The organism is Pseudoalteromonas sp. S1727, from assembly GCF_005886375.1.
Taxonomy (GTDB): Bacteria; Pseudomonadota; Gammaproteobacteria; order Enterobacterales; family Alteromonadaceae; genus Pseudoalteromonas; species Pseudoalteromonas haloplanktis.
The window spans coordinates 53,033-67,639 of record NZ_PNDT01000031.1 but is presented as its reverse complement, the minus strand read 5'-3'; the positions used below and the strand labels follow the sequence as shown (position 1 = coordinate 67,639).

Below are 14,607 nucleotides of genomic sequence, written 5' to 3'. Positions count from 1 at the left end.
TTTTATACCAATCGTGTTGAGTTACTGACCATTTATAGCGACAGGTAAATGGAGTGATAACAAGGCATAAATTTTGACATGTAGTTGTTCTACATGAAAAATTTATAACGCAGTTAGCGCTTTATTTAGCCCGCTAGAATGGTTAAATATTTAAGTCGATTGGTATAAGATTAAATGACTTTCATAGCATTCCCTTGCTAAGCCATTGCCGGCAAATTTACTTTGCCGGCTTTTTTGTTTTCATACTCACAACAGCATGATGTATCAACACCACCACCGCTCCTGCTAATACGCCTAATAAACCATCAAACAGTAAAGGGGCAATAACTCCCCCTGTCGCTCCTAAATAGTTTGCTCCAAACTCAGCCACCGTTATTTGCCAATGATGCAACACACTAATGCCGTGCACTAAAATGCCGCCGCCGACGAGAAACATAGCGACCGTTCCAGCAAAAGCTAAAAATGCCATTAGCCGCGGCGCAGCAGCTAATAAACCTTTGCCTAACAACTCTTTAAATCGGTTACCGGTTTGCTGTGCTTGAGTGAGCAAGTACAAACCCGCGTCATCAAGTTTAACAATTCCAGCCACTAAACCATAGACACCTATCGTCATGATCACAGCAATCACGCTCAGCACTAACGCTTGATTAAGCAAACTGGCACCGGCCACAGTGCCAAGTGTGATGACAATTATTTCTGCCGATAAAATAAAATCGGTTCTAATTGCCCCTTTAATTTTTTGCTTTTCGTATTCCACTAAATCTACATTTTCACTATCACTAACATCGTCGTTGCTCGAGTGAGGTATGAACTTTTCAACGAGCTTTTCAGCACCTTCAAAGCATAGAAATAACCCACCCATCATTAATAATGGCGTTATTAGCCAAGGCAGCCACACACTTATCAACAAAGCGGCAGGAACAAGAATCGCTTTATTCAGAAAAGATCCTTTAGCCACGGCCCACACTACTGGTAACTCGCGTTCGGCACTCACACCGGTAACTTGCTGGGCATTTAATGCCAAATCGTCACCCAACACACCGGCGGTTTTTTTTGTCGCAACTTTGCTCATTGTGGCAATATCATCTAATAGCGTCGTGATATCATCCAACAAAGTTAATAGATTCGTACCTGCCATTAAATTTCCTTGTACTTAAATATTTATAATAATCAACATAGCCTAAACAGCCATTTTCACCAACGGTTAATTTTCGTTTGCTATGCTAGTAGTCAAACCCACTTACCAAGGTAACAATTTATGTATAAAAGCGTATTAATTGCACTCGGTGTTTTGAGCTTGAGCGCATGTACCGAACAACAAAACAGTCAGTCTTTCTCCTGCGATAGCCAACTTACAGCGGTTATCACCAGTGAAAGTGAAGAAACAGCTTCATTAGCCTATAATCAGGTTACTTACCAGTTAACGCAGCAAACCAGCGCTTCAGGTGTAAAGTATAGCAATGATGATGTGCTGTTTTGGACCAAAGGTAACGAAGCTATGTTGATCATTGATGGCAACAAATACCACTGTAACTTAGAGTAAAGCATTCGCGCGCCACGCTTATAATTTATAAAAACACTGCTACACTCATAAGTAATTAAGTATTTACGGGTTAGCTATGCGCGCTATTGCTATCAAAACAAAACTCATTTTTTCCTTTGCCACCATTGGTTTTTTAATGCTGGCCAGCAGTGGTTTTTTTTACTGGTCGCTAGGAAAAATTGACCATGCTACTTCAGACATAGAAACGTTAGCAGTCCCCGTACAACAACAAAGTAACGCGCTACGTTTATCTTTATTATCAATAACTAAATATAATGCCGTTGCGTATAGCCAAACAAGTGAAGAAGCTTTACACCAGCAACTGCAAAGTACCCGCGAAAACCAAGCTCTATTTGCCTCCAAATTAAAAGAGTTAAACACACAACTTAGTGACCAACCGCAAATGCAGCAGTTGCTGTCAAAAGTAGCACAGCAATACCAGCTATTTAGTACGACCAGCACAACCATGTTTAGTGCCAAACAGCAAGGGTTAACCGCCGAAACACAGGTGGCTGCATTAGCCAATGATTACGCTAACAACCTCGCAGATTTAAGTAATGGTCTACTTGATTTAGAGTTAATCGAAGTAACAGCTGAACAGCAGACTTTATTAGCCGCGATTGTTGGTACCGCGACCCGCATTGATGATTTGCTTTTCACCTTGGGGAACAATGTTAAGGGGATCAATCATATAAACAGCCTACAAACACTTAATGAGCATCAACAAGACACTCGCTTCTTGCTCGATAATATCCAATCTAATTTTACTTACCTGCAGCAACAAGCAAGTGAACTAAAAAATATCACCAACTTTACCAGCCTAAAAGAGTTACTAAACTTAATAAATCAACAACTAATAACGCTATATCAACAACAAAGTACACTTTTAAGCAGCAAAGTAGCGGCTGAGCAAGCCTTTTCAGCCTTTCAGCAGCAATTCCAACTTACTGAACAACTTATTATTGAGCTCAACCAATTAGCTGATAAACGCTTTAACAGCTTACAAAGCGATGCTCAATCAGTGATCAGCACGGGATCAAAACTCGCTATTATCATCTCTTTAGTACTCATCTCGTTCGCAGCCTTGATCTGTTTTTTAACGACACGAGCCATGCTAAAACCATTAAATGCAGTTAATAAAGCGCTATCACGCATCGCCTCAGGAGATTTATCAAAACGTACAAAACCACTGAACGATGATGAATTTGGCATACTTTTAAATAATATCAACCAATTAAGTGATGATTTGAGTGAACTACTCAGTGCAATAAGTGACAACGCCCATACTTTGGATCAATCAGCAATGCAAACTAGTGAGCAAGGCCAACAAATGACTAAGGCTGCACAACAGCAACTAGATCACATTGCTCAGGCCAGTGCAGTGGCTCATAACATGCTTAGCAATTCACAAGCTGTTTGCGAACAAGCAGATAACACTTCCGGTGAAGTTACAAACGCCTCGCAATTTGCTAACGATGTAAACCACATAGCTGATCGTAACAGTCAACGAATTGTTGCTTTACTCACACGCCTTGATCAAGCAGTACAAAGTACTGACGAATTAACCAAGCACACACAATTAATTGGCGCAATTGTGGATACCATTAGTAGTATTGCAGAGCAGACAAACTTACTCGCACTCAATGCTGCAATCGAAGCTGCCCGCGCAGGTGAAAATGGCCGAGGCTTTGCAGTTGTCGCAGATGAAGTGCGCTCTTTAGCTGCACGCACACAAAGCTCTACAAGTGAAATTCACGCTATGATCCAAACATTGCAACAGCAAGCTAACACCGCAGGCCATGAAATTAATGATGCTCAGCAACAAGCCACAGAGTGTGTAGAAAATAGCAGTGAGCTCAATCTAGCTGTAGATAAAATAAAAAGTACCTTAGTGACTATTAATCAGATGAGTATACAAATTGCGGGGTCATCACATCATCAACTAGATAACAGCAATGATATAAAACAGCTCATGACTCAAGTAACCTTGCAGGCACAAAGCAATGCTGAACATGCAAGTACATTAGCAACTCAAAGTGAAGATGTGAAACAGCTCGCTCATTCTCTTACCAGCGCAGTAGAAAGGTTTAAATTCTAATGCTGGTTAAGATGTTGACCATCTATAAACTCTCTAATGTACTTGTCAAATGATGCCGCGGGTAATGGTTTACTGTATAAGAAACCTTGAATGTAATCACAATTCAAAGCTGTAAGAAAAGACCGTTGCGCGGCGGTTTCAACGCCCTCAGCAACCACTTCTAAATGTAAATTACTTGCCATTGAAATTATTGCGCTCACCATTGCGCAGTCTTCAAGATCATCAGGTAAATCTTTAATAAATTCCCGATCTATTTTTAATTTACTCAGTGGAAAGCGTTTTAAATAACTCAACGACGAGTAACCAGTGCCAAAGTCATCAATTGCTAATCCAACACCTATCGCTCGTAAGGCTTGCAACTGCTGTAACGTGTTCACACTGTTGTCAGCGAGTAACGTTTCGGTAATTTCAAGCGTTAAGCACTTAGGTGATAACTGTGTTTCTCGCAGTACAGTTTTAACTAGCGCTTCAATATCCTGGCGTATGAACTGAACACTCGACATATTGACAGTGACAAAAAATTGCTCACCAAAACAATTACACCATGTAGACGCTTCCCGACACGCTTCTCTTAACACCCACTCGCCAATGGGAATTATTAGCCCCAGTTCTTCACACACAGGAATAAATTGCGCAGGAGACACAGCACCTAATTCTGCACTATGCCAACGTAATAACGCTTCACACCCAACCGTTTTTTTATCATGGCTAACAATTGGCTGAAAATAAACAGTAAATTCATTATTACTCAGCGCTTTATGCAGAGCATTCTCAAGTTTGCTGCGGGCTGTTGCTTGTTCATGCAAACCACTGGTAAAGAATTCAAAACAATTACGCCCTTGCTCCTTAGCTTTGTACATAGCACTGTCAGCATTACGCAGTAATATTTTACGTTCAACAGCATCATCAGGGAAAATAGTGATCCCCATACTACCCGACAAAAACACATCTTGCTCACCAATTTTAAATGAGGAATTGAGTGCCTGCAGTGCCTTTTGGGCTAATCGTTCAATATCAGCTAAGGTGTTGATCCCTGGAAGCAGTAACGCAAACTCATCACCGCCTAAACGCGCAACAACATCAGAGCTGCGCATACATGCTTTTAGCCTTTTAGCGGCCTCAAGTAATAATAAATCACCGCTATTATGCCCTAGCGTATCATTCACGCTTTTAAATCGATCTAAATCTATAAAACAAATAGCCAAGCGTTTATTGTCAGCACTGGCACGGATCATTTCTTGATCAAGCTTATTGTTGTAATGGTATCTATTCGCTAACCCTGTCAGGTTATCAAAATTAGTTTGCAACCACATCTCTTGCTCATTTTCTTTACGTAAAGAAATATCGTTGAATAAAGCAACATACTGCTCAATCTCTTTATCATCATCAAAAACCACCGAAATATTGAGCCAACTAGGATAAATACTGCCATCTTTACGACGATTCCAAACTTCACCTTCCCAATGTCCTTCTTCATTCAAACGTTGATATAGCGCTTGGAAAAACGCAGGTTTATGGCGCCCAGAATTTAATATTGCCGGTGTTTTACCTATCACATCCTGTTCTTGATAACCTGTAATATGCGTAAAGGCTTGATTAACTGCTTGAATTTCATTGTTACGATTAGATACCAAAATACCCTCATTGGTTGCTGAGAATACGGTACTTGCTAAACGCTGTTGTTGTCGGGTTTGCAGTTTTTGGCTGATATCGCGAATTAAATGTATTTCACCTATCTTAATATTAGCTTCATCATTTACAGCTGTTACTCGTGCCTCTCCCCAAAAATCCTCTTCTAAACCATGAAACTGGCATTCGTTATCAACACCAATTATACCTTTTGGGCACTGTGTAAATGAGTAAATATTTTTCCCTTGCAGTGACTCTCCTGCTGCTAACTTTTGTATAGCCATCGTATTAGCGGTAATCACAACATGCTCGGTATCGGTGAAAACCAATAGATCATCAATACTGTTAAAAATAGCTTTTAGCATTGCGCTGTCTTTTTGTGCCGACTTTTTAGCACGGCGTAACCTAGCTGCTAATAAAGTTAAAATAGCTAACAAGATCATCAATAAAGAAATTGAAATGAGCGCTAATATTAATTGGTCCGCGCTTTTTCCTTCGATTTCTTTAGTTTGGCTCGCAACCAATTCCTCAAGGTTTTCTTGGTAATGCCAAAGCGCAGCTTCGAGGCTACGTTGCGAAGAAATATCATGCACAACAGAAAATAAGAAATCTTTATTTTCAACTCTAAATGGGGCTGAATAAACACTTACAGTACGTGTTTCACCATTAGCTAAACGGTGTTGAAAGACAAAATAATTCTGCCCTTTATTGAGCGCGGCTTGACGCTCTTGCGCAACTTGTTGTTCAGTAAATATATTAATTTGCTGAATCCGCATTGTTTGCAATTGTGCAACACTGTAACCATAAAATAATGCCGCAGCCTGATTGGCATATTTAATCTCACCTGTTTGCGGCTCAACCACGAGCATGACTGCACTGTGCTCATTTAAAAGCGACACATTGATCACAGAATCAAAAGACGACTTTGCAATTGCATGTCCCGCACCAGTAATTACAAAATAAGCAACTATGACCTTGATAAATAACTTTATGATAAGCCCGCCCATTTATTGAAAACTCATTTCATACATCTGCTCTACACTATAGCTTACTCCACTAATAATGTAATGAAAATGCTCATTAAACACTCACTTAATAAGCCGCTTTAATTCGCTTAACGTATTAATTTAAGTATAATACCAGCAGTCTTTTTCAGCTTTAAAGCGGCCCATAATGAAATACAAAGATCTGCGCGATTTTATCGAGTTACTCGAAAAAAAAGGTGAATTAAAACGTATTCAACAAGAAGTTGATCCTTATTTAGAAATGACAGAAATTGCCGATCGCACCTTACGTGCTAAAGGCCCTGCTTTATTGTTTGAAAACCCTAAAGGCTATGACATCCCAGTATTAGCTAACTTATTTGGTACGCCAGAGCGCGTCGCTATGGGGATGGGTAAAGAAGATGTCAGTGAATTACGAGAAGTGGGTAAACTACTGGCATTTTTAAAAGAGCCTGAGCCACCAAAGGGCTTAAAAGAAGCATTCGGGCAAATACCTGTGTTTAAGCAAGTATTAAACATGCCAGCTAAAGAAGTAAAAAAAGCGCCGTGCCAACAAGTCATTATTGAAGGTGATGATGTTGATTTAACTAAACTTCCTATTCAGCATTGCTGGCCAGGCGATGTAGCCCCGTTGATTACATGGGGTTTAACCGTCACCAAAGGCCCCTATAAAAAGCGCCAAAATCTTGGGATTTATCGCCAACAATTACTTGGTAAAAATAAAATCATTATGCGCTGGTTATCCCATCGCGGCGGCGCACTTGATTTTCAAGAATGGTGCAAAGAAAACCCAGGCCAGCCTTATCCGGTATCGGTGGCACTAGGCGCAGATCCGGCGACTATTTTAGGCGCCGTCACCCCTGTACCTGATACCTTAAGCGAATATGCCTTTGCGGGCTTACTACGCGGTAGCAAAACTGAAGTAGTAAAATCCATATCCAATGATTTACAAGTGCCTGCTAGCGCTGAAATTGTCCTTGAAGGCTATATTATGCCGGGCGAAATGGCTCCTGAAGGCCCTTATGGTGATCACACCGGATACTATAACGAAGTCGATGACTTTCCAGTGATGACAGTTACACACATGACACATCGCAAAGATCCTATTTATCACAGTACCTTTACTGGCCGCCCGCCAGATGAACCCGCGATTTTAGGTGTTGCGTTAAACGAAGTCTTTGTACCTGTACTACAAAAGCAATACCCTGAAATTGTCGATTTTTACTTACCCCCTGAAGGCTGCTCTTACCGTATGGCCGTTGTGACAATGAAAAAGCAATACCCAGGCCATGCAAAGCGGGTAATGATGGGGGTATGGTCGTTCTTACGCCAGTTTATGTACACTAAATTTGTGATTGTTTGCGATGATGACGTCAACGCGCGAGACTGGAATGATGTCATTTGGGCAATCACCACGCGTATGGACCCAGCTCGTGACACCACGTTAATTGAAAACACGCCAATTGATTACCTTGATTTTGCCTCACCCGTATCAGGTTTAGGTTCTAAAATGGGGATGGATGCCACCAATAAATGGCCAGGTGAAACAACTCGAGAATGGGGCGAGCCTATCGTGATGGATCAAGCGACTAAAGATCGTGTTGATGAAATTTGGCAAAGCCTAGATATTCTCTAACAGCGCTGTTAGAGGCTATAAACTCACCCTGCGGATATGCTAGTATTGCTCAAATAAAGTGCGTATCCGCTAATTTAAGGTAAAACATGCAAACATTACACGCTGAAGTTGTAGCTATCAGCCCATTAACAGAATTTGTTCACAAGGTCATTTTAAAACCTGCACAAAGCGTTACTTTTGAAGCAGGCCAATATTTACAAGTTGTACTCGGTGAAAAAGACAAACGTGCCTTTTCAATTGCGAGCCGCCCTTCACAATGTGATCAGCTAGAGCTGCACATTGGTGCATCTGCGGCTGATTCATACGCAATGCAAACCCTTGAACACCTTCGTGCGGCACATGCTGATAAAAGCTTAGTGACCATCGAAGCTGGCCTTGGTATTTCACAATTACGTATACAATGCGAACGCCCAATTATTTTACTTGCTGGCGGCACAGGGTTCTCATACGTGAAATCGATGGCCGACCATTTAAGTGAAATTGGCTGTGACCGCCCAGTGTTATTTTATTGGGGCGTCCGTGAAGAGTCAGCTCTTTATGCACATAGCGAAATGCAAGCATGGGCTGATAGCCGTGAAAACTTTACTTTTATTCCAGTGGTTGAAAATCCCACGGACAGTTGGACAGGGCACACCGGTTATGTACATAAGGCCGTAATGCAAGATATCGTTTCACTTGCACCATACGATATCTACATGGCCGGTCGTTTTGATATGATTGGCATTGTTCGTGATGACTTTTTGGCGCATGGCGCAATCCGCGAAAACATGTATGCCGATGCTTTTGCATTTATAAAGTAGCGTATTAAAGCGCCGGTGGCGCTTTTTTTATATGGACTAATCCTCACTAAATATACAAATCCCATCCATTAAAGTTATACTGAGTTCACTTAATAAATAGAATCAGTGCCGTTTTATGGCTTCGGCAATCGAACAGCGTATCGTAACTTTTTTACTTAAACATGTTAAAGGCATAAAACTGATCTATTTATTTGGCTCTCATAATTAGGGGACTGCCAACAAAAATAGCGATATTGACCTCGTTGACTTAAACTCGGCATCAAGCGTATTGCAAATGCAAGTGATATCATCATTGCGGTGATTAATAACCATCTTTCGGACTTTGAGACATACAGCAAAGAAATTGCGCAAAAACATTAATGTAGAACAACGATTACATTACTGACACTCTCTGACAAAACCTTATGATTTACTGAACGCTCTTAAACAAGGAGCATAATTATGACCACTAACGTAATCGAAGTTGTTAATTTCACACTCAACACTGACGCCGATTTAGCACAATTTCATATTGCTAATAACGCATTTCAAAATTTCATTGACCAACAACCGGGCGTATTTTATCGCTCTCTTGCTAAGCAACCTGATACCCCGCTTTACATCGATGTCATATACTTTGCTACACCAACAGATGCAAAGCGTATAAGTGATGCGTTTTCTGAAAATGCCATTTGCCAACAGTTTGCTGCGCTAATAGCAAAACAAAGTGTACAGTTAACTCATTATGAAGTACTGAGCCAAACAGCTTGCCAGCAAAGTTAAACTAAATAAAGGATCCATTCGTGCACAAATCAGAGCGGCTATTTCAACTAGTAAATATACTAAAAAGTCGCCGCTTTGCGATCACTGCAGGTGATCTCGCCGCTAGGTTAGATGTGTCTGAGCGCACTATTTACCGTGATATTCAACACCTCCAAAGCTCAGGAGTTCCTGTTGCAGGTGAGGCGGGTGTTGGCTATCTAATTACTGAATACGACCTTCCTCCCATGATGTTTACGCTAGAGGAGTTACAAGCACTACTGCTGGGTAGTAACATGGTGAGTGCATGGACCGACCCACAATTAGCTGCAAATGCCCAAGCTGCAATAACTAAAATAAATGCCGTATTACCTGAAAAACTAAAACAACAAGTCGACGAGTTGCCTTATATCGTCCCCTCTTTTAGCCATGATAAAAGCCAGCAACAAACCACCTTGCTACTCCGCCAAGCGATTGCTAATAAAACCTGTATAGAATTTCACTATATTGATGTTAACCAGCAGTCCACTCACCGTATTGCAGAGCCTTTAGGGCTTGTGTACTGGGGAGCAAAATGGACGCTGATTGCTTATTGCCAATTACGTACTGACTATCGTGAATTTCGTTTAGATCGTATCCAAGCTATAACGCCTGTTTGCAAAGTATTTGTTACCCACCCACAAAAAAATTTAGCTCATTACATTGAGTTAGTAAAAGCTAAATATCAAACAAGTTAGTATGAATAGAATGCAATTAAATTGAGTAATGATTGTTTCTACCTATCAATATAATCAACATAAACAATTTCCCAAAAAGCGGATCCTTAACCATACTTTGTACAAGTCATTAATTGGGAGAGACCCAAATGTTAAATACAAAAGTAAAAGATTTCATGCAACGTAAGTTGCCACACATCACACCAGAGACTGAAATGACCACCGCCATTGCGGAACTGCAAAAATTTAAATTACTCGGTGCACCGGTGTTTGATGACAATAAATGTTTAGTAGGATTTATCTCTGAGCAAGAACTACTTAGGCCATTAATGCAAAGTAGTTATTTTTGTGACGGCGTGGTTAAGGTTGCGCAACTAATGCAGACAGAGGTTGTCACCGTCAACGCCGACACCAACATCATAGAGCTTGCGGAGCAAATGAAAACAGGGAAGCCAAAAAACTACCCTGTTGTTGAAGGCACTAAAGTAATTGGGATGATTGGTCGTAGTGATATTCTCAAAGCAATGTTTGATAACTATCTGAGCTGCCAATAAAAATATTAGGCGTATAAAAAACGCCTACCCCTTATTAGCGTGCGGCAGCAGCGTGTATTAGTTGCTGTTTTTCTGTATCACTTAAATAAGCTATTGCCAGCGCATTTGCTTGAGCTTTTTCTATATCGGCTTGAGTTAACCCCGCAGCGGGTGCTGCAATCGCGTATTCATGCTCAATTTCGATGCCTTCAACTGCGGGATCATCGGTATTAATACAAGCCAAAATACCATGATCTAAAAAGCGCTTCAGAGGATGTACGTCTAAGCTTGCTACCGTACTGGTTTGTACATTACTGGTTAAGCACGACTCAATACCAATACGCTGATCTCGCAGGTAATCCATCAACTTGGCATCTTCAATCGCTTTTACACCATGACCAATACGCTCAGCACCAAGCTGATTAATCGCTTGCCAAATACTGGCAGCGCCTAATGCTTCTCCAGCATGAATTGTTGCAGCCAAGTAGGCATCGCGTACCTGTTTAAAATGATCAACAAACAGCTCGCCCGGAAAACCAATTTCATCACCCGCTAAATCAACCGCGACTAAGTCATTTTTAAACGCTAGCAAGGCATCAAGCTCTTGTTGGCAAATTTTAGTTCCGTAAGTGCGCGACATAATACCAATTAAATTCGCTTTCACGCTGTTGTTTTGAGTGGCACTTTTAATACCATCAACAACGGCTTCAACCACACCTTGTGGATGCAAACCACAGCTCTGCGCCATGTAATACGGGCTAAAACGTAGCTCAACATAATCTAAGCCTTGCGCTTGAGCATCTTCGATATTTTCTATGGCGATACGCCGACATGCATCATAGTCACCAAGTACTGCAACACCCCAATCAAGCTTTTGTAAGAAAGCCATTAGGTTCGGTTCAGGATCAATAACTTGTACATGTGGAATAAGTGCTTCAACATTGTCAGCTGGCAGTTTGATATTGAACTGGCGACCTAAATCAAGAATTGTTTGTGCACGGACATTACCATCTAAATGGCGATGTATATCTAGCAAGGGGAGTTTTTTATTGATCATAATGAGCACTCAGTTCAGTTAATTTGCGCGGATGATACGCACTTAAATCGGTAATTCAAGTTTAGATGATTTTATTCATATTATTGAGGTCATTTGTCAGCCCATTACAATAAAAGGTTAAATCACAGTGACTTTATTGCTGTGAAACATCTTTATGCAAATAGTGCCACACTGTTTTAAAGAGTTTCTCAGCATCGATTGGTTTTGTTAAGTAACCATCCATACCGACCGCGAGTGCTTTTTTAACATCGTCGTCATGAGCATTGGCAGACAAAGCAATAATCGGCAGCTCATGCATAAATAACTCATAGCGGATCACTTTAGTGGCTTGCAAACCATCCATATTCGGCATTTGAATATCCATCAGTACTAAATCATAACGTGCTGCAGACACTTTTTCGATGGCTTCAAATCCATCATTGGCAACATCTGCAACACAGCCTTTGGTTTTTAAAATAGCGGTAGCAACATGTTGATTCAGCGGGTTATCTTCAACTAATAAAATTTTAAAATTAGCAAGCGATAAAGTGCTGGTATCAATATCATTAAACTGCGGCTCTAATTGCTCTGCCCTAGCCAGCGGTGAGATGCGTGGCAGGGTGAAGGTAAACGTTGAACCCACTCCTTCCTTACTGACGAGGCTAATTGCTCCCCCCATTAACTCAACTAACTTTTTACAAATGCTTAATCCTAATCCAGTACCACCAAACTGCCGAGAGGTAGAACTATCCGCTTGGGCAAAAGGTTGAAATAGTTGTTGTTGAGCTGTTTCGCTAATACCAATACCCGTGTCACTGACGCTAAAGTATACGCTGTCTTGCTGTTGCCACACCTTTAACGTGATAGCGCCAGTAGCAGTAAATTTAATCGCATTATTTAATAAGTTAAGCAACACTTGTTTTAAGCGAATTGGGTCACTATCAAGCTGAAGCTCTACATTATTTTCTAAATCGACAATAAGTTGCAGTGACTTCATATCAACTTCAAACTGCACTAAGTTAACGAGCTCATCAATCAGCTTATTCAGCGCAATGGGCTCTTGCATTAAGTCGAGTTTACCTGCTTCCATTTTAGAAAAATCGAGTACGTCATTTAATACTCGCAACAAGACGCTAAGCGCACCATCTGCTTGCTCAATAAAACCTCGTGCTTGCTGCCAATCTTGCTGTTGTAATGCCAGATAATGCAGCCCCTTAATACCATTTATTGGGGTGCGGACTTCGTGACTCATATTAGCCAAAAACTGACTTTTGGTCTGACTTGCTTTATCGGCTTTTTGTTTTTCTTGACGCAAAATTCGTGTTTGTTGAGCAACCTGCTCACGGATCTGAATATTAGTCCCCGTTACCGAGATCAAAAATGTAATCAACAACCACACAAATAACATCCCTAATATTTGCGCAAGCCAATACAATAACCACGACATTTGTGCCTTTGGCTCAAAGATCTGTACTTGCCAAACTCGCTTGCCTATCGTTAGTTGGTATTCACTCAACAGCTCTATATCAGTGCGCGAAGTGCGATAAATTAATTGTCGTGCATCAGCCTCAGTTACATCATAGAAATGACTGCTAATTTGACTATGATGGTTAAATTGTAATGCCTCAGCCAAACGTGCCAAGCTAACAACAGCTACCACAAATCCCCTAAAATCACCTTGGGTTTGTAAATCGCCAAACACCGGAAAGAAAAACAACACTCCGCTATCATCGTTCTTTGTTTGTATTAGCTTAACGGGTTCACTAATGACTAATTCATTCAATTCCTTGGACATCATTAATGCGCTACGGCGCTGACTATTTGACGCTAAATCAAAACCTATCACCTCTTCATTCCCCGCTATAGGGTTTACGTACAGTATAGGGTAATAGCCTTCACGTTTGGTAACACCCTGCCAATACTGCTGTGGCTTTTCTTTTATATAATAGTTATGCATGCCTTGCTGGCGCACTTTGTCTTGATGGTGCTCAACATCCGCTAACAAGATATTTGGCACCCAATCAAACGCGAGTACTTCAGGGCTATAATTCAGTTGTTTTGAAGTAAAACGCTCAAACTCACCGTAACTAACCTCATCACTACTGGCAAAAAAGGTCGACAGTAGTGTTAAATGGCTGGTTATTTCATCTAATTTATGGCTTATCTCCAATTTTATTTCGGCAATTTTCGCTTCTTGCTTTTGAATCTCTTTATCTCTTTTCACACTTGCCGCGGCATAAAAACTGATACTGATCACAATATAGATCAATAACGAAGGCAAAATGACTTGTAAACGGTGACGCATTTGCGCGTAATTGAAAGCAGCTAATATAAGTGGCGTAAAAATCAAGACACCAATACTGTCGCCGATCCACCATGCTATAAAATTATCAAATGCATCATGCATGGGAATAACATGATTAAAGACTAATAAGCTTGTGCCGATCGATGCTGAAATTACACAGCAAATAGGTCCTGCAACGATCAAGCTTTGTATACTGTGTTTTAAAGAGGAGAGATCGAGGGGGGCTTTTATGATTTTGACTATCAGATAACAACCAACCCAAGCCTGCAACACCGCCCCTAACGAGACAATTAAAGCTTGTAGAAAAACCTGCCAATGGAGAATATCAACAACTTGATCAAGATGGAGCAAGTTAGTCAATAAAGCGCCGAGTAAAATGCCGAAGGTGGCGCGTTTTCCGCACAATAAAAAACTAGCAAGCGCGATCCCTGATGGTGGCCACGAGGCCACTGCATAGCCATCTATTGCCAACAGTGAATTGCTAAAGAAGCCAGTTAAAAAATAAGCAAAAGCAATGCTAAACGTCAGAGTAAATATATTTTTCAATGCTCTGGCGCTCCTATGCCGGT

Annotated in this window: 11 protein-coding genes; 7 read left to right on the top strand and 4 right to left on the bottom strand. The window is 40.9% G+C overall.

The features are described from left to right. Positions 1-217 precede the first annotated feature (217 nt). Positions 218-1,138 carry a DUF808 domain-containing protein gene (locus CWB85_RS09605; protein WP_016710013.1) on the bottom strand — a complete coding sequence of 307 codons (921 nt, stop codon included), beginning with the start codon at positions 1,136-1,138 and terminating at the stop codon, positions 218-220. Between the two features lie 120 nt (positions 1,139-1,258). On the opposite strand from CWB85_RS09605, the gene CWB85_RS09600 reads away from it, so the two are divergent. Both CWB85_RS09600 and CWB85_RS09595 read left to right on the top strand, forming a co-directional pair. Further along, complete coding sequence (locus CWB85_RS09600; RefSeq protein ID WP_016710012.1) at positions 1,259-1,543, top strand: MliC family protein; 285 nt, start codon at positions 1,259-1,261, stop codon at positions 1,541-1,543. Between the two features lie 76 nt (positions 1,544-1,619). Then, the gene (locus CWB85_RS09595) at positions 1,620-3,641 is read left to right on the top strand and encodes a methyl-accepting chemotaxis protein (protein ID WP_138554735.1); all 2,022 of its coding nucleotides are present in this window, start codon (positions 1,620-1,622) and stop codon (positions 3,639-3,641) included. Here the strand turns inward: CWB85_RS09595 and CWB85_RS09590 are convergent. Continuing rightward, entirely contained in the window at positions 3,638-6,277 is a 2,640-nt protein-coding gene (locus tag CWB85_RS09590) for an EAL domain-containing protein (protein WP_138554734.1), read from the bottom strand. The genes CWB85_RS09595 and CWB85_RS09590 overlap by 4 nt on opposite strands. 166 nt (positions 6,278-6,443) lie before the next feature. On the opposite strand from CWB85_RS09590, the gene ubiD reads away from it, so the two are divergent. The 5 genes from ubiD (at position 6,444) to CWB85_RS09565 (ending at position 10,718) form a co-directional block, all read left to right on the top strand. Next, a complete protein-coding gene (gene ubiD, locus CWB85_RS09585) occupies positions 6,444-7,910 on the top strand; it encodes a 4-hydroxy-3-polyprenylbenzoate decarboxylase (protein ID WP_016710009.1) in 1,467 nt (488 codons plus the stop codon). Positions 7,911-7,996: 86 nt separating this feature from the next. Further along, positions 7,997-8,710: an NAD(P)H-flavin reductase gene (gene fre, locus CWB85_RS09580; protein ID WP_016710008.1), complete on the top strand. Its 714-nt coding sequence runs from the start codon at positions 7,997-7,999 to the stop codon at positions 8,708-8,710. Positions 8,711-9,151: 441 nt separating this feature from the next. Then, on the top strand, positions 9,152-9,472 hold the full coding sequence (locus tag CWB85_RS09575; protein WP_016710007.1) for a hypothetical protein: 321 nt from the start codon (positions 9,152-9,154) through the stop codon (positions 9,470-9,472). A gap of 20 nt (positions 9,473-9,492) precedes the next feature. Continuing rightward, positions 9,493-10,185 (top strand): helix-turn-helix transcriptional regulator, encoded by a 693-nt coding sequence (locus CWB85_RS09570; protein ID WP_138554733.1) that lies wholly within the window; start codon positions 9,493-9,495, stop codon positions 10,183-10,185. Positions 10,186-10,313: 128 nt separating this feature from the next. After that, a complete protein-coding gene (locus tag CWB85_RS09565; protein WP_016710005.1) occupies positions 10,314-10,718 on the top strand; it encodes a CBS domain-containing protein in 405 nt (134 codons plus the stop codon). Between the two features lie 34 nt (positions 10,719-10,752). Here CWB85_RS09565 and add read toward each other — a convergent pair whose 3' ends face one another. Together add and CWB85_RS09555 are read right to left on the bottom strand one after the other, a co-directional pair. Beyond that, complete coding sequence (gene add / locus CWB85_RS09560; RefSeq protein ID WP_029216243.1) at positions 10,753-11,754, bottom strand: adenosine deaminase; 1,002 nt, start codon at positions 11,752-11,754, stop codon at positions 10,753-10,755. A gap of 133 nt (positions 11,755-11,887) precedes the next feature. After that, complete coding sequence (locus CWB85_RS09555) at positions 11,888-14,584, bottom strand: CHASE domain-containing protein (protein ID WP_138554732.1); 2,697 nt, start codon at positions 14,582-14,584, stop codon at positions 11,888-11,890. Between the last annotated feature and the right edge of the window lie 23 nt (positions 14,585-14,607).